The following is a 14,630-nucleotide window of genomic DNA, read 5'->3' as shown; positions in this document are numbered from 1 at the left end:
TATGCTAACGAAACCAATTCTAACCGGAGAATGCATCGTCTTGCGCCCCATCACCGTTGATGATGCGGCCGCTATGTTTGCCAGCCTGGCCGATGAAGAAAGTATGCGCTTGACTGGCACGCAGCAAACGTTCACTTTTGAGCAGGTGCGGCAACATTGCCAGCGCATCGCGCAAGCAGATGACCGGGTGGATTATGCCATTACGCTGAAGGATGACCCCACTTACCTGGGCGAAGTAGTGCTCAATGAGATTGATTGGCACAATCGTTCCGCCAGCTTTCGCATTGCGTTGGCCAGCAAGACATTATTTGGCAAGGGGTACGGCACGGAAGCCACGCAGCTGATTGTCGATTTTGGCTTCCAGACGCTCAAGCTGCACCGCATCGAGCTAGAAGTGTATGATTTCAATCCCAGAGCGCAGCATATCTATGAAAAAGTAGGGTTTAAAAAAGAGGGGGTACGGCGGGATGTGCTGTTGTGGAACGGCCGTTACCAAAATGCCATCATCATGAGCATCCTGGAAGATGAATATGGTTAATCCTCAGTCGGTGCATCAAACCGATCCCGAAAATCAGGCACCTCATCTGCGTCTGGCATTGCCGCAATTACTTCTTGGCAATGCTCTAGCCAACTTATATATGCTCGCTCCAGTGCCAGACCAAAATCTAGCGTGAGATGTTGGAGTGCCAGCCAGCGGTCATCTGGGCGAGAGTCGGCTGGGGGGATAGGAACTTGCTCAAAGATCGCTAATCGCTGCTGGTGCTGTGCCAGCCGACCCGCCACCACGCGCAGCAGCTCGTCGCGCGGCAGTTCTTGGCCAAAAAAGAGCTGCACCAGCAGCGAGTCGCGGAGTATCGGTACCGCCTGATCCGATGTTAACCAATCCTTTAGTGTTGCCTGCCCTGCTGGCGTGATGGCATACACTTTGCGATCCGGCCGTTCTGCTTGCGCCTCCACCGTGACCGTGACCAAGCCATCCTCCGCCAGCTTGTTCAGCGTGCGGTAAATTTGGCTTTGGTCGGCAGGCCAAAAGTGCCGCACTGTGGCGTCAAACGCCTGATGTTTCAAATCGTAGCCTGTCATCGGCATCACGTTCAGAATTCCCAAAATCGCATAACGCAAAGACATCGTTTAACGCTCCTGCACAACTAACTCTAGCCAATACCACGCATACGCAATCCCAAACATGATGCGTTGCAAAAGACCGTCCCACTCTGGTAACAGACTCATTGAAAGTGGAATAGCAACTGAAGCAGCCACGGCAATCATGTCTAGCAGCCGCATTTTAGACTGCCACGGCCGTTTCCACCACCGCATCATAATCCCCAAGGCAAAGGCAAAACCCATTGCCGAAGCGGCAAACGAGTGCAGCCAATCCTCAACCGGATCAAAGGGCAGTTCTGGTAGCCACGGTTTTGACGAAAATACGGCCGCTCCCACCATACACACCCCGAACGCCATGTGAGATAGGCGCACAGGCCGTGCCCACGGCTTATGCAGAAGCGACGTTTGCCACATCACCGCTAGGCCAAAAATCATGAAGCCCAGGCGCGCCAACCACGCCCCTTCAACCCCCTGCGCCGCCGATTCGCTGGTGGTGTGTTGCAGCCAATCGTAGCTGGCTGGCATTTGGCTTGGGGCCAGCAGCAGTGCCAGTGCAGAGAGGATGAGGAGGGATACGGCCGTTCGCCGTTGCCAGGATGTGTGATTCATCAGGTGGCTCATCATTCTACTCCTTCAGCAATCGAAATAGCAGTAGGCCGCAGCCTCAATGACTCTTTGCCACCCAGATCAAAACCTGACGACAGCTTGAGCGCATCTTTGGCGCAGGCCGTGACGCAGGTCTGGCATAGGGTGCATTCTGTAGAAAGCACGCGCTGTTTGGCATGGACATAATCGGTAATCTGAATGTCCATCGGGCAAACTTTTTCACACGCTTTGCAATCGTTGCACAGCTCGGCGGCCGTACTCACTTTTAGCAATGAGAAGCGGCTGGTGAGCTTCAGCGGCACGGCCACCGGACATACATATTTGCAAAAGGCGCGATTGTCTTTGAGTGCTACGGCCAATCCAATGCCCACAACGTAGTAAAGTCCGTTGCCCACCAAAAACCAGCTAATCGCTGCGCCAGAATTGGTGCCAATTTGTATACCAAAAACCTGCCACAAAATCCAAGCTAGAGCCAAGCTCAGAGCCACATGCCCGTACCGCAGCCAATCCCACCGCCCCGGCAGTCGCCCAGCAGGTCGCTTATACGACAGCAGGTCAAAGACCATTACCGACCAGCAGGCCCAGCCGCACCAGAGCCGCCCAAAGAGCAGTGGCCCCACAATTTTAGCGACGACGTAGTGCCAAACGGCCGCATAAAACGTGCCATTGATCAAGCTCCACCAAACCCCCTCAATCTGGATGTTCTCCTGACCCACCAGCCCCACAAAAATGAACAGGTACAGCCCAATCAGCAGCAGCGAAACCCGCCGCCCGATAGGCTTTTGTCGCTTGGGCAGGACGGCATACAAACCAAGGCCAATGCCCAGGGCGGTGCCCAAATAGCCAAAGTTGATGAGTGGGAAAAGCTCTCCCGTAACGCCGTACAAAACAATTGCCAGCGTCCAAAATGTGCCCGCCGTCAGGCCAGGAAGCAGCAATTTTCGCCAGCTAAACTGTTTATCCAGAGTAAGTGTGAATCTTCTCATGATTGCTCGCCCTCTTTTATATAAGATATGTCCTATATCATTTTATATAGGATATGTCCAACATGAGGCTGCTTCTAGTGAGCAATGTCATGAGCCAAGGTGTGGTTTGTCATGTAGATGCAGTCAGCTAATACGGCCGTTCCTCTACAACCCGTCTGCTCCCAAAAGCTGTCTGCTCAACTGCTGGCCTCTGGTGATCAGATCGGCGGCGTTAATTTCTTGGGCAAGTTGCAAACCCTCTGTAGCTAAAGATTGCGCTTCAGACGGCCGTTCCCAATCCAGCAAAAGCTCCCCATAAACAATGAGCAGGTAAGCCAGCGTATACTTTGCCTTGAGCTGACGGGCCAATTGAATGGCGCGTCCAAAAATGGGCAAGGCTGCCTGCCAATCGCCACGCACCTTGTACAGCACGGCCAAATTGCCCAAATGGCCTACAAGCCCTTCTGGATGGTTAATGGCTTCGGCAATTTGCACCGCTTCTTTGAAGCTGGGTTCAGCTAAATCATATTGCTTCTGATGGACATAGACGTTGCCTAAGTTGCTCAAGTTGTTGGCAATTTCTGCCTGAACGCCCAGCTCTCGATTGATTTTTAGGGCTCGTTGATAGTAGTCAGTGGCTTCTGCGTAGCGCGACTGCCGTTTATACACAATGCCAATACTGTTCAGGCTTAAGCTGACGGCACGGCGCAGTCCCATCTTTTCAGTGAGCGTCAATGCCTGCTGAAAACAGGTCAGTGCAGCGTCATTTTTGCCTTGCTGCAAGTAAATGCGCCCCATGCTGTGCAGGGTGCGGGCAATCCCGTCCCGATGATTGATTTTCTGGTTGATTGCCAGGGCTTGCTGGAAATGATCCAGTGCCTGATTGGCGTCACTTTGCGCCGTGTAAACATTGCCCATGTCCAGCAGCACCTTGGCTTGCAGTACGATGTTGTCCAATTCGCGGCTACGTGCCAGGGCTTGTTGCTGCTGTGCCAGGGCGAGATCAAAGTGACCCTGTAGATATTCCAGATGTCCCATCAGGTTGCTGAGCTGCGCTTGTCTGGCGGTGTTTTGCGTATTGTTGAAGTAGGAGACGGCCGTTTCATAAGCACCCCTTGCCGCCTCATACGCTCCCTTCAACAGATGTAGCTCACCCAAAATGATCTGGGCTCGCATGTCTAGCTCTTGGCTGCCCAGTTCGAGCAGCTTTTGAGCGGTGTCCGTGGCCTCTGGATATCGCGCCTGTCGGGTATAAATAATGGCTACTTTTTCCAGCAGACTGCCATAAAAACCAAGAGGTACATCGGCCATTTGGATTTGATTTAAGGTTTGGTTCAGCAAGGTTTCTAGCTCTGGCAGGTAGCCTGTCAGGGTGTAGTAGATGGCTAAACTTTCCAGACCATTTTGCAGCGCATCCCACTCGTGCTGGGCAACGGCCGTATGCCAAGCCAGATGAATATTGTCTAGCTCGTACCTGATCTGGGCAACGGCCGTTGGTGAGTCTGCACCCACAAGCACGGCTTCCTGATTGGTGAGAAAGGTTAAATAGGTGCGGCTGTGCTGTGGGGCAATGGCGAGCGGCGCATCGGGCAATTGCTGGGCGGCAAATTGGCGCAACAGCTCATGCAGGGCGTAACGGCCGTTTGGCTGCCACTGGAGCAAAGAGCGATCCAGCAGCGTCGCCAAATCCAGCATTGAGAGATCGGGCACAATGGACAGGGCTGCATCCAGGGAAAAGCTGCCGGCAAAGTGGGTAAGCTGCGCCAGAATGGTTTGCAGGCGGCTGGGCAGCATTTGCCATGATTGGTTCAGCACGGCGCGAATGCTCTGGTGTCGTTCTGGCAGATCGGCCAGCGGCGAGGCTAAAAAGTCGAGGCTTTTTTGCGTTTCACGCAGGATGGTGGGGCAGTCCATCAGGCGCGTCCAGGCGGCGGCCAGCTCCAGAGCCAGCGGCAGCCCATCTACCAGACGGCACAGTTCCAAAACGGCCGTTAAATCCTCGTCCCGCCATTGAAAATGTGGGGCAACCCGCCGCGCACTGCGCTGGAAAAAGCGCACCGCTTCTGACGAGTCGCCCTGACCATAATCGAGTCCGCCGATGGATTGTCGCCATTCGGCATGAAGGTTTAGTGGCTGCCGCGAGGTGACCAGTAGCTGCACCTGGGGCGCTTGGGTAATGATCTCGCCCAGCAAAACTGCACCTGCCAAAACCTGCTCAAAGTTATCACAGACCAATAGAAGTGATTTGTCTTGCAAATAAGTGAGCAGCTGCTGCCTGGGCGGCATCTGCTCACTTAGCTGGATGCCCAGGCTTTGGGTAATCATCGTCACCAGCATGACCTCGTCGGTTACGGCCGCCAGAGGGATGAAGTAAGCACCATCTTTGTACCGCTGCGGCGCATGAGCTAATACCTGCCCAACCTGAATGCTCAAGCGTGTTTTGCCCACACCGCCAGGCCCAATGAGTGTTAGCAGCCGACAGTTGGCATCATCCAGCCGAGTCATGATTTGGGAAAGTAGTCCCTGCCGTCCGGTAAACGGGGTTAGCTGTGTGGGAAAGCCATAGATTGCTGTGTTAGGGGAAGCGGCCGTTTCCGTTTCAAAGCGATCTTCTTTTATCTGCTGCCAAAGCTGGGTAGTTTCGGCCGAAGGCTCTACGGCCAGCTCTTGCAGCAGCGAAGTGCGGCAGCTTTCATACTGCGCCAGGGCTTTGTCGCGCTGCCCTTCCAGCATGTAAAGCCGCATGAGCTGGCGATGAGCCGATTCGCGCCAGGGAGCCATACTCACCTGCTGGCTGGCATATTGCTGCGCCCGCCCATAATCGCCCCGCTGGGTAAAAGCCAGGGCTAATTTATCTAGCAGCGCCATCATCTGCTGCTGGTGCTGCTCTTGCTGAACGATGAGCCACTCTTCAAAAGGAAAGGCATCCTTGACATTAAATCCTGCCAGCAGATCGCCCTGGTAAAGGGCAGCCGCCTGCTGCATCCGTTCCAGGCAGTGGGAGCAACTTTGCAAACTGGTGTGGGCATGGGTTTCGATGGTTTGCAGATGGTGCTGAAAGTGGGCGACGTCGAGGGAGACGACCGCACCGTTTAGCTGCACCGTCTGTCGGGTGGTTGTGAATAAATCTTTGCCCAAATTGGGAGCCAGCTTATCCAGCATTTGCCGCAGCCGATGCAGTGTCTGGCGCAGATTACGCCGGGCAGCTTCATCTGACCAGTCCGGCCAGAGCAAGGTCGCCAGCAGTTCACGCCGAAACGGCCGTTCCCCATTCATTGCCAAATAAGCCAGCAGCGCACGCATCTTGTCCGTGCGAAATTGGGTGATGGCTTTGCCAGCAATGGAAGCTGCAAAGCCACCAAACAACATTAAATTGAGCTGGGTCATGCCCCCCATTATACGAACAAAGGGCAAATTTTGACCGCCAAAAACATTTGGGAACGATTTGGCTACGCAAGCCGCGTATACTGCTAACTATGTCAGGTAACGGTGATGAAATAACAAAGCTGTCTAGCTGGGCAGTGAACAACAAAGCGTTTCTGGTACGGCTATGGCGTGATAGCGAAACAGATCCCTGGCGACTGTCAATTACGCATGTCCACTCAAAAGAAACCCAGACCTTTAGCACTGTTCCGGCACTATGTCTCTATCTGCATGAACAGATGGAGTAAACCGATTCTCAGTTAAAGGAACGAATCATGAAGCATTATTTTTTTATAGCAGTCTTGTTTGGCCTGATGCTGGTTACAAGCTGCGCTCCAAATCTTGAACCGGTGGCCGAAACGGCCGTTACTGCCTCACCAACAACGGCCGAAACAGAAACAGCCTTGCCCACCAACACACCAATGCCTGAACCAACAGTGCAACCAGCAACGGCTACGCCCACCCCGGATATTGTTATCACGTCAACGGCCGCGCCACCCACACCCACCATCACGCCGACCGCAACCCCGGCCATCACCCTGGCAACGGCCAGCGACGACGGCAAAATCTACTTAGAAGACCAGGTTGTGCTAGATATTCAGGCCGAGGGACTGCCCTGCTTCCCAGACATCCCTGCTGAGATTGTCTACGCGCCCACTTATGAACATTTTTTGGTCATCCCTGCTTGCATCGAAGGCGATAACTACCTTTACCTTTTCCGGGCAGACGGCACAGAAAAGCAGCTCATCACCGGGCCATGGGATTTTCTAAATTTCAACAATGTCACCTGGGCAGAAGACGGGCTATCCTTTGTCTACCAACGCATCAACTCTTGCTGCCTCACTCCGCCGCCAGATGCCCCGCCGCCTGGTTTAGTCAAATATGATCTGCGCACGGGTGAAAAAGTGCACCTGGAAAGCAGCAGTTACTTCATGTACAACGATGCAGACGGCATTTGGCTCATCGCTTTAGATCACAGCGAGTCTCAGCCAATTTTGGGCGAACCCAGACAACTGGTTGCCGCTGAAAACGTCACGCGGCTCTTGGTTTCCCCCGATGGGAAGCAGATTGCTTTTGTGATCAACAGTGCCAGAGAAAATAAGCTGGGTGTTGTTTCCCCATCTGGCTATCGCCAGATTTTGCTCGATTTAGCCACGCTGCCTTACCCCGCTGATGCGTGGTTTACCAATGTCGTGTACCAATTTGCCTGGCTGCCAGACAGCCAAACCATTGCTTTTAACACGCTAAACAGAAGTGTCGAATCGGGATTTGTTGAAGATCGGGCAGATTTGTGGCTGGTAAGCACAGATGGCACGCTGACAGAGCAGTTTGCCGCTGGCACGGCGGGCTATACCTTCGCGCTCTCCCCAGATGGTACACGCTTACTTTTTGGCAATCCGGAAAGTATCGTTCGGGTCAATTTAGATGGCAGCAATGTAGAAGAGGTGCTCACTTTCCCCACTGTTGTCACCTTCAGCGAGTTTGAATGGGCACCTTGGGCACAGTGGTCGCCAGACGGCCGTACAGCTTACGCCGCTATTGCTCCAGCCGACATTTTGCCAGAGGATGCTGAGGCGACACTGTACCACATTCCAGAAAACGGTACGGCCGTACAAGTTGGCACCATTCCCAGCCTCAGCCTGGACCCCCACCCTAGTTGGAATCACACCCAGGCCAATCTTGGCTATGTGTTTGAACGGCTAGACAACACCCACACAGAATACCTTGTGCTGGCTGAAGGCGACGGCCGTAACCCGACCACCTTTGGGTCTGCCAACTCGATCCGGGTGGCGGGTTGGAATGCAGCCGGAACCCACTTTCTGTACAGCGGGGCGACCTATGTGAGCGACAATCACAATTTTGTGGGCATTGCTCAACCAAACCAGCTTGGCACAGAGGTGCTGCTGGATAGCGAGGTGGGTAGAGTCGTCTGGCTAACGAATGACGCTTTTCTAATGGCAGTCGGCAACCGGGGCGATTGGGAATTGGTGATGGGTGATTTGGCTGGCAATCTAAATGGCGTAGGGCAAACGGCCGCAGACCGCGTCTGGTTTGCCGTCTGGTCGCCATAAAACAGCCCATGTTATACTTTGACAATGACAAAACTTGACCTCCATTACACAGAACCGCGCCTGGTAGACCTGTACGACATAGAAAATCCGCGCGGGGCAGACACCGACTTTTACGTCGAGCTTGCTGCTGAACTCGATGCCCGCCACATCTTGGATTTGGGCTGTGGTACAGGGTTGTTTACTAGGGAATTGGCGATGGTAGACGGCCGTACCGTCGTCGGCATTGATCCAGCAAGTGCCATGCTTGCCTACGCGCAGCTTCAGTCGGGGGCAGAGCGGGTGCAGTGGGTCGAAGGCACGTCCAAAATGCTGGTCACACCTCAAGCCGACCTGCTGATTATGACCAGCCACGTCGCCCAGGTCTTTCTGGATGATGCCGAGTGGGACGATACGCTGCAAGACATCTACAACGCGCTGCGTCCTGGCGGCTATCTGGCTTTTGAGAGCCGAAACCCGGAAGCGCGGGGCTGGGAACGGTGGAACCGCGAAGATTCATTTTTTCGGTATGGTTCACCTCATGGGTTGATGGAAACGTGGGTGGAGGTGGTTGGGGTGGAGAACAGCCACTTCGACTCCGCTCAGTGCAGGCGTGTTCATTTCCAGGGTCACAACATTTTCACAGCCACAGGGGAGAAGCTGGTGGTGGACAGTGAACTGCGCTTTCGCACTCTGGCAGAGCTAACCAGTTCGTTGCACAATGCTGGCTTCACCATCGCCCACCTCTACGGCAACTGGGATCATACACCATTCGTTACCACCAGCCCGGAGATGATCTTTATCGCTCGACGTAACTAATGGTTTTCGCTGTTGACTTTGCCAAACATTAATGATACATTGCCTATATTGTACAAAACGTACAGAATACCAATACTTTGAGTTTAGAGGTATCAATTATGGAAAAATCAATCGGTGTTACAAAAGCGCGAGACCTATTTCGGTCAATTGTTGATGAAGTCCAATATCGAGGGGACAAGTATGTCATCAATCGTCATGGCAAACCGGCCGTGGCTGTTGTGCCTGTTGAAATTTATGAAAACTGGAAAAAACAGCGTGCCCGATTATTGGAGCTTATTAATGAAGTGCAGTCAGCTAATCCTGAAGCGAATCCAGATGAGGTGATGCAGGACGTGCTTGAAGCGCAGCAAGCAATTCGGAACCAACAAAGCCAGGCTAAGTAATCCTATCTATGCGTATCGTCCTTGATGCCAACATCTATATCAGTGCCTTAATCACCAGTCGGGGAAATCCAACAACGATTATTCAAAAATGGCTGATTGGCGAGTTTGACGTGTTGCTTTCTCAGCCGATTGTGGATGAGGTCTTGCGGGTTACTGCCTACGAGCGGCTACAGAAAAAATACCGAAAAATCCGTGAAAACCGTCTTGAATTTGTGGAGCTGATTTCTGAACAAGGAATTTGGACAGAGCCTTTAGAAAAATTAGCCATCGTCACTGCTGATGAGTCTGACAATCGCTATCTTGAATGTGCCGTTGCTGGGGGTGCTGCTTATATTGTTTCTGGAGACAATCACTTATTGAATATTGGCAGCTACAGAGGAATAAATATCCTGACTCCTGCTGCATTTTTGGCTTTATTGGAGATGGAAGGCGGTTAGGTACGGCCGTTCCCCACAAACCTGCCTAACACTTTGAGTTCAAAATGGTGATACGGCCGTTTCCCCAACCACAACAACACCCATCACTCCCGGCAGGCAGAAACCGAACCCAGACTAAATGCTTGGGAAGCATTTATGATACCGCTTCACAGTTAACTAACCAGCCAACAAATAACTATCCACGCCCCACCCCTCATTAATTGCCCAAAAAACCAAACTCTGCCTGCGTCGGGCATCGCCTATCTTGCCACGAAGTTTTGAATTGTTATGATGTTGCCGCAAATTCACGCGAGTTTGGCAGTCAGTGAAGACCAACTTTTCTCAGAATAGCATACTTGAATTGCGAATGGATAGCGTGCGACTCGGAGGTGTCCAAGGCGGAACATGAGGATGCTGCGAGTGTATTCTCATAGGGTGATAAATTCAAATCAACTAACATATGAAACGGATTTGAGATTTACAGAGTTTGAACGATTCGGCCGAACAGAAACCAGCGTCCATCAGTCGTGGCAATAACAATTATATTTTATGAGGTGGAATACTCATATCGTCGTCATCATCATCCACTTCGTCAGGTAGAAATGGATCGTCCCGCTCAAGTCGCACCAGATACAAAAGTGCCACGCCAATCGTCATGGGAATCAATCCCGCCAGCAATATAGGCCCACTTTCTAAGCCATCTGCAATAACAATCGGCAATAGACCCAACGTGAAGGCCACACCTAAAGCGGTGACAACAACACCAAAAGTGCGATAATTACGGCTGTTATTGCGACGCTCTTGATTTTTGTCTCTTATTCCTTGTTTAGCCAGTTCGATAGTTTCTCGATATTGCAAATAGCGCAGATAGGCCAAAAAGCCAAAAATACTGACAAAAATAAATATGGTTACAATCGCTAAGATTACGACTTCAGTTGTATTCATGAGATGTCTCCTATAATCGGTGATTTGGAGTTGATTGGTTGATTGAGAAGGTTAAGTCACCAATTAACCAACATGTTTTTCCATTAAATTGTGTTCGGTTTTTAGATGAAAAACGGCCGAAAAAGTTTCAGATTGACGAATTTGAAACTTTTTACCATTTGATTGTATCCAATGGTCGTCATGACAGAAAAGGAACTGATTCGACGAGCTAAACAAGGTGATGCAGCCGCTTTTGAGCAACTGATGCGGCTGCATGGTCAATTTGTCTATAACTTGGCTCTACGCACCCTTAATAATCAGAAAGATGCAGAAGATGTGACTCAAGAAACCTTTTTGCAACTTTTAAAAACATTAGCCACCTTTCGCGGTGAGTCTCAATTCCGTACTTGGTTGTACCGTATCGTGATCAATCTATGTTATCAGAAGTTGCCACAACTAAAACGGGAATTGAATTTATTAGAGGATGGAGTGCTGCTAAACGTGAGAGACGAAAAGCCGTCAATCCCTGACATTTTATTGGCAGAGGAGCTAAAGCAACAAATGTTGGCAGCTGTACAGGATTTGCCAGAAAAGTACCGCTTGTTGATCACCTTGCGCCACCTGCAAGGCATGAGCTACGCTGAAATCGCTGAGGTGACAAAGATGCCCTTGGGGACAGTAAAGACGGGTATTTTTCGGGCGCGGCGTGAGTTGCGACTAGCACTGCGTCATTTATTAAAGGAAGGTGTAAGCGCATGACATCTCAACAGAAAATTGATGAAATTGAAACTATTCTCGACCGGGTTTTGGCTGATTTACCCCAAGAACCATTGCCAGAACGTGTTGTCGGCCGCGTAATGTTGCAATTTCCCAATCGCAGCTCTGTCTCAAAACCTTTTCGATTATGGTGGTCGGAAGGTGTATTGGCTTTGTTGGTAGCTGTGATGCTGGGCTTGTTGTGGTTGGTAATCCGACAAGGTCTTATCCCTAGTGCGGACCTCACGTTGGCAAGCAAATGGCTTTCACTGGGTTTGGCTCTGGCTTTAGTAGAACTTGGTCTGATGAGTGCCATTCATTATATGTTTTTTGGCCGACGTTTATATCGTTCGTGAATTTCCCTACCGATTGTTTTGGAGACTTAATTATGAACTATCGTATGCTCGACCCCATAAACCAACTTCGTTGGCAACGCCAATTCGATAATAACGGGAGTAACAATGAGCAATTTCACATGCCCAGTATCCAAGGAATTCGGACAATCAATTTGACTCCGACAAATTTTTCAGGCGGCTATGATTTAGGATTAAGGAGCCACTAAATGAACATTAAATACTTATGGTTTTTTGTGTTATTCCTGTTAGTGGCCTGCAATAGTAAAGCAGAATCCTTAACTGATGTCCTCATAAGTAACATGCCAGAAGTAGCTGGAGAGTGGCAGGTTACGCTTGTTCAGCCAAACGGTGAGCCTCTGATGGATGCCATCCTGCTGTTGGAACAGGAGGAGAAATCTCTCACTGGTATCTGGCAATGGTCGCTGGGTGATACAGAAATTGAGGGGCATTTAGAGGGAGAAAACATCTTTTTCCACTTCTGGTTTGAGGATGAGGGGGGCCGACAAGTACAAAATGCTTTTAAGGGGCAGGCAGGCAGCGAGCTTATGGAAGGGACGATGGAATTTCTAAAGGAAGATGGCACTAGCGTCTTCACCCTAACTTGGTCTGCACAACCTGTAGCGGCGGCTGGTTTGCCTCATAATGAACAACCTGTGCCGATTGTAGATATTGCCACCCAGCCCCCTTTGGAGCTGGCGGCTCGGTTTGAAGCAACGCTCAACGCACTATTTGAACAGGAGAATGTGCCGGGGATTGTGGCTGCTTACTACCACAGCGATGAGCGATCGGCCGTTTTCGCCGCAGGTTTCAGCGATGTTGAAGCCAATACACCCATGCCAGTTCAGGCAAGGATGCTAGCAGGCAGTGTGGGCAAGACATTTGTATCCGCTTTGATTCTCAACTTGGCGGCAGAGGAAGTGATCAGGTTAGACGATCCCATTAGCAAGTGGCTAGGAGATGAGCATTGGTTTTCGCGCTTACCCAATCACGATGCGCTCACTGTGCGCATGTTGCTCAATCACAGTGGCGGCATCATCGATCACGTGCATGATCCATCGTACATTGCGACGATCAATGATTTAAGTCAGATGGAAAAGCTAGACCAAGATTTTGTCTTTTTGCCAGAAGAGCTTGTAGCATTTGCCTTGGACAAAGAACCGCTGTTTCCCCCGGGCGAGGGCTTCAATTACTCTGATACAGGCTATATCCTTTTGGGAATGGTGATTGAGCAAGCGACCCAAAAACCGTTTTATGAACTGATTGAACAGCGATTTCTGACCCCCTTTCAACTGTCCAATATCGTGCCTGCGGATCGGCGTGATATTCCCGCTCTTGTTCCCGGTTATCTGGCTGAAGATAATCCGCTTGGTTTGCCGGTTAAAACAGTGTCTGAGGGGGTGATGCTCTTTAATCCGGCAACTGAATGGACAGGGGGTGGCTTTGTCGCCAATGCTGGTGATTTGGCTCGTTGGGCTTGGTTGCTTTATGGGGGAACGGCCGTTTCCAAGCCATATCTCGAGGAAATGCTCCAATCTACCTCACCCAATAACACACGTTACGGTTTGGGCGTTAATGTAGGGGAAACCCCATTTGGGTTGGCTTACGGTCATTCAGGAACATTTCCCGGCTATACGTCGCGTATACTCTACTTCCCAGAACATCAGCTTGGAATAGCCGTCCAAGTAAACAGTGATACCAATGTAGATGCTTTCCAGTTGACCTTCGATTTGGCTGAAGGATTATTGTTATCATCTACTTCTGACACGGAAAATTAATGCTGGATTGTTAGGTTGGCAACGTCGCCCAACACTGCTCTGAACCTGATGGGGCGGCCCGTGACAGGCTACCCCGCAGGTTAAATCAACGTTAACCAGTCATCAAGTAAGCATCAACGGCCGTTCCCACACCCCGCCCCTCATTAATCGCCCAAACAACCAACTTTTGCCCGCGCCGGGCATCCCCAGCGGCAAAAATTCTGGGAATTACATTGCCACCTCTTTGACCAAATCCGTTATAATGACGGTATGTTACATTCATTGGCTGAAATCAAAACCCGTTTGCAAGCGCAAAAGCCTTATTTGTATGAAAAATACGGCGTGACCGAAATCGGCATTTTCGGCTCTTATGTGCGTGGGGAACATAAATCTGACAGTGATATTGATATTTTGATCACTTTAACCGACCCGCCACGCATCGATCTGCTCGATTTGATCGAATTGGAACATTATTTGGGCGATTTACTAGGTCGAAAAGTTGATGTTGCTATCAAGAAGAACCTTCGCAAGCGCATTGGCAAGCGCATTTTGAGTGAGGTTCAACCAATATGAGCCGCGAATTCTTGGATTTTGTTGAGGATATTCTGGATGCGATGGACAAGGCGGAGATATTGCTTGATGGCATAACATTTGAGGAGCTTGTTTCTGATTTTCGGGTTAACTTTGCTGTTTTCCGCGCTTTAGAAATTGTAGGAGAGGCAACAAAACGCCTGCCGGTGGAATTGCGTGACCAATATCCTGATATCCCCTGGAAAGAAATGGCCGGAATGCGCGACAGGCTTATTCATGGCTACGATGTGGTTGAATACAAAATTGTTTGGGACACTGTAAAGAAACGCATTCCGCTTGTTAAACCCCAAATTCAACAAATTCTTAAAGATTATACAGAGTCGTAGACTGGCCGTTCCCCACAAACCTACCGAACACTTTGAGCGAAAAATGGCGATACGGCCGTTTCTTTCCAAAGTCCCCAAGCCCAAAATAGCAACATTCTCTCAATTCAGGGTGGACAGGATCGTACATAGGTTTTATTATCAGCAAACCTTTGCGACGCA

16 protein-coding genes are annotated in these 14,630 nt (G+C 50.7%); 10 read left to right on the top strand and 6 right to left on the bottom strand.

Annotation, left to right across the window (positions count from 1 at the left end; all coding sequences use genetic code 11):
• Nucleotide 1: 1 nt before the first annotated feature.
• Nucleotides 2-538: a GNAT family N-acetyltransferase gene (locus tag ACOQPU_RS18450; RefSeq protein WP_420641300.1), complete on the top strand. Its 537-nt coding sequence runs from the start codon at nucleotides 2-4 to the stop codon at nucleotides 536-538.
• Here ACOQPU_RS18450 and ACOQPU_RS18445 read toward each other — a convergent pair.
• From ACOQPU_RS18445 to ACOQPU_RS18430, 4 genes are all read right to left on the bottom strand, one after another.
• Entirely contained in the window at nucleotides 535-1,128 is a 594-nt protein-coding gene (locus ACOQPU_RS18445; RefSeq protein ID WP_420641299.1) for a PadR family transcriptional regulator, read from the bottom strand. The two genes, ACOQPU_RS18450 and ACOQPU_RS18445, sit on opposite strands and share 4 nt — an antisense overlap.
• A gap of 3 nt (nucleotides 1,129-1,131) precedes the next feature.
• On the bottom strand, nucleotides 1,132-1,713 hold the full coding sequence (locus ACOQPU_RS18440) for a DUF998 domain-containing protein (RefSeq protein WP_420641298.1): 582 nt from the start codon (nucleotides 1,711-1,713) through the stop codon (nucleotides 1,132-1,134).
• 11 nt (nucleotides 1,714-1,724) lie between these two features.
• The gene (locus tag ACOQPU_RS18435; protein WP_420641297.1) at nucleotides 1,725-2,696 is read right to left on the bottom strand and encodes a 4Fe-4S binding protein; all 972 of its coding nucleotides are present in this window, start codon (nucleotides 2,694-2,696) and stop codon (nucleotides 1,725-1,727) included.
• A gap of 144 nt (nucleotides 2,697-2,840) precedes the next feature.
• Nucleotides 2,841-6,062 carry a tetratricopeptide repeat protein gene (locus ACOQPU_RS18430; protein ID WP_420641296.1) on the bottom strand — a complete coding sequence of 1,074 codons (3,222 nt, stop codon included), beginning with the start codon at nucleotides 6,060-6,062 and terminating at the stop codon, nucleotides 2,841-2,843.
• A 311-nt stretch (nucleotides 6,063-6,373) separates the two neighbouring features.
• Between ACOQPU_RS18430 and ACOQPU_RS18425 the strand changes: the two genes are divergently transcribed.
• The 4 genes from ACOQPU_RS18425 to ACOQPU_RS18410 all read left to right on the top strand — a co-directional run bounded on the left by ACOQPU_RS18425 (nucleotide 6,374) and on the right by ACOQPU_RS18410 (nucleotide 9,785).
• Nucleotides 6,374-8,170 carry a hypothetical protein gene (locus tag ACOQPU_RS18425; protein ID WP_420641295.1) on the top strand — a complete coding sequence of 599 codons (1,797 nt, stop codon included), beginning with the start codon at nucleotides 6,374-6,376 and terminating at the stop codon, nucleotides 8,168-8,170.
• A gap of 24 nt (nucleotides 8,171-8,194) precedes the next feature.
• Complete coding sequence (locus ACOQPU_RS18420) at nucleotides 8,195-8,965, top strand: class I SAM-dependent methyltransferase (protein ID WP_420641294.1); 771 nt, start codon at nucleotides 8,195-8,197, stop codon at nucleotides 8,963-8,965.
• Nucleotides 8,966-9,063: 98 nt separating this feature from the next.
• Nucleotides 9,064-9,348 carry a type II toxin-antitoxin system Phd/YefM family antitoxin gene (locus ACOQPU_RS18415; RefSeq protein ID WP_420641293.1) on the top strand — a complete coding sequence of 95 codons (285 nt, stop codon included), beginning with the start codon at nucleotides 9,064-9,066 and terminating at the stop codon, nucleotides 9,346-9,348.
• 8 nt (nucleotides 9,349-9,356) lie between these two features.
• Entirely contained in the window at nucleotides 9,357-9,785 is a 429-nt protein-coding gene (locus ACOQPU_RS18410) for a putative toxin-antitoxin system toxin component, PIN family (protein WP_420641292.1), read from the top strand.
• A gap of 519 nt (nucleotides 9,786-10,304) precedes the next feature.
• On the opposite strand, the gene ACOQPU_RS18405 is transcribed toward ACOQPU_RS18410, so the two are convergent.
• Nucleotides 10,305-10,709: a DUF6249 domain-containing protein gene (locus tag ACOQPU_RS18405; protein ID WP_420641291.1), complete on the bottom strand. Its 405-nt coding sequence runs from the start codon at nucleotides 10,707-10,709 to the stop codon at nucleotides 10,305-10,307.
• Between the two features lie 180 nt (nucleotides 10,710-10,889).
• Between ACOQPU_RS18405 and ACOQPU_RS18400 the strand changes: the two genes are divergently transcribed.
• The 3 genes from ACOQPU_RS18400 (at nucleotide 10,890) to ACOQPU_RS18390 (ending at nucleotide 13,575) form a co-directional block, all read left to right on the top strand.
• Complete coding sequence (locus tag ACOQPU_RS18400) at nucleotides 10,890-11,447, top strand: RNA polymerase sigma factor (RefSeq protein ID WP_420641290.1); 558 nt, start codon at nucleotides 10,890-10,892, stop codon at nucleotides 11,445-11,447.
• Entirely contained in the window at nucleotides 11,444-11,800 is a 357-nt protein-coding gene (locus ACOQPU_RS18395) for a hypothetical protein (protein ID WP_420641289.1), read from the top strand. The genes ACOQPU_RS18400 and ACOQPU_RS18395 overlap by 4 nt, the downstream gene beginning before the upstream one ends.
• 206 nt (nucleotides 11,801-12,006) lie before the next feature.
• The gene (locus ACOQPU_RS18390) at nucleotides 12,007-13,575 is read left to right on the top strand and encodes a serine hydrolase domain-containing protein (protein ID WP_420641288.1); all 1,569 of its coding nucleotides are present in this window, start codon (nucleotides 12,007-12,009) and stop codon (nucleotides 13,573-13,575) included.
• Between the two features lie 91 nt (nucleotides 13,576-13,666).
• On the opposite strand, the gene ACOQPU_RS18385 is transcribed toward ACOQPU_RS18390, so the two are convergent.
• On the bottom strand, nucleotides 13,667-13,837 hold the full coding sequence (locus ACOQPU_RS18385; RefSeq protein WP_420645885.1) for a hypothetical protein: 171 nt from the start codon (nucleotides 13,835-13,837) through the stop codon (nucleotides 13,667-13,669).
• On the opposite strand from ACOQPU_RS18385, the gene ACOQPU_RS18380 reads away from it, so the two are divergent.
• Both ACOQPU_RS18380 and ACOQPU_RS18375 read left to right on the top strand, forming a co-directional pair.
• Nucleotides 13,837-14,127: a nucleotidyltransferase family protein gene (locus ACOQPU_RS18380; RefSeq protein ID WP_420641287.1), complete on the top strand. Its 291-nt coding sequence runs from the start codon at nucleotides 13,837-13,839 to the stop codon at nucleotides 14,125-14,127. The two genes, ACOQPU_RS18385 and ACOQPU_RS18380, sit on opposite strands and share 1 nt — an antisense overlap.
• Complete coding sequence (locus ACOQPU_RS18375; protein WP_420641286.1) at nucleotides 14,124-14,471, top strand: DUF86 domain-containing protein; 348 nt, start codon at nucleotides 14,124-14,126, stop codon at nucleotides 14,469-14,471. The genes ACOQPU_RS18380 and ACOQPU_RS18375 overlap by 4 nt, the downstream gene beginning before the upstream one ends.
• The last annotated feature ends 159 nt before the right edge of the window (nucleotides 14,472-14,630 follow it).

It is taken from the genome of Candidatus Leptofilum sp., assembly GCF_965223285.1.
Classification (GTDB): domain Bacteria; phylum Chloroflexota; class Anaerolineae; order Promineifilales; family Promineifilaceae; genus Leptofilum.
This window is presented reverse-complemented; position numbering and strand designations above follow the sequence as displayed.

Bases quoted from the DNA above. Each gene is read 5' to 3' on its own strand.
- ACOQPU_RS18440 (WP_420641298.1), bottom strand. From the start codon at position 1,713: ATGAATCACACATCCTGGCAACGGCGAACGGCCGTATCCCTCCTCATC.
- ACOQPU_RS18425 (WP_420641295.1), top strand. From the start codon at position 6,374: ATGAAGCATTATTTTTTTATAGCAGTCTTGTTTGGCCTGATGCTGGTT.
- ACOQPU_RS18385 (WP_420645885.1), bottom strand. From the start codon at position 13,837: ATGAATGTAACATACCGTCATTATAACGGATTTGGTCAAAGAGGTGGC.
- ACOQPU_RS18435 (WP_420641297.1), bottom strand. From the start codon at position 2,696: ATGAGAAGATTCACACTTACTCTGGATAAACAGTTTAGCTGGCGAAAA.
- ACOQPU_RS18410 (WP_420641292.1), top strand. From the start codon at position 9,357: ATGCGTATCGTCCTTGATGCCAACATCTATATCAGTGCCTTAATCACC.
- ACOQPU_RS18420 (WP_420641294.1), top strand. From the start codon at position 8,195: ATGACAAAACTTGACCTCCATTACACAGAACCGCGCCTGGTAGACCTG.
- ACOQPU_RS18415 (WP_420641293.1), top strand. From the start codon at position 9,064: ATGGAAAAATCAATCGGTGTTACAAAAGCGCGAGACCTATTTCGGTCA.
- ACOQPU_RS18430 (WP_420641296.1), bottom strand. From the start codon at position 6,062: ATGACCCAGCTCAATTTAATGTTGTTTGGTGGCTTTGCAGCTTCCATT.
- ACOQPU_RS18450 (WP_420641300.1), top strand. From the start codon at position 2: ATGCTAACGAAACCAATTCTAACCGGAGAATGCATCGTCTTGCGCCCC.
- ACOQPU_RS18390 (WP_420641288.1), top strand. From the start codon at position 12,007: ATGAACATTAAATACTTATGGTTTTTTGTGTTATTCCTGTTAGTGGCC.
- ACOQPU_RS18395 (WP_420641289.1), top strand. From the start codon at position 11,444: ATGACATCTCAACAGAAAATTGATGAAATTGAAACTATTCTCGACCGG.
- ACOQPU_RS18445 (WP_420641299.1), bottom strand. From the start codon at position 1,128: ATGTCTTTGCGTTATGCGATTTTGGGAATTCTGAACGTGATGCCGATG.
- ACOQPU_RS18375 (WP_420641286.1), top strand. From the start codon at position 14,124: ATGAGCCGCGAATTCTTGGATTTTGTTGAGGATATTCTGGATGCGATG.
- ACOQPU_RS18405 (WP_420641291.1), bottom strand. From the start codon at position 10,709: ATGAATACAACTGAAGTCGTAATCTTAGCGATTGTAACCATATTTATT.
- ACOQPU_RS18400 (WP_420641290.1), top strand. From the start codon at position 10,890: ATGACAGAAAAGGAACTGATTCGACGAGCTAAACAAGGTGATGCAGCC.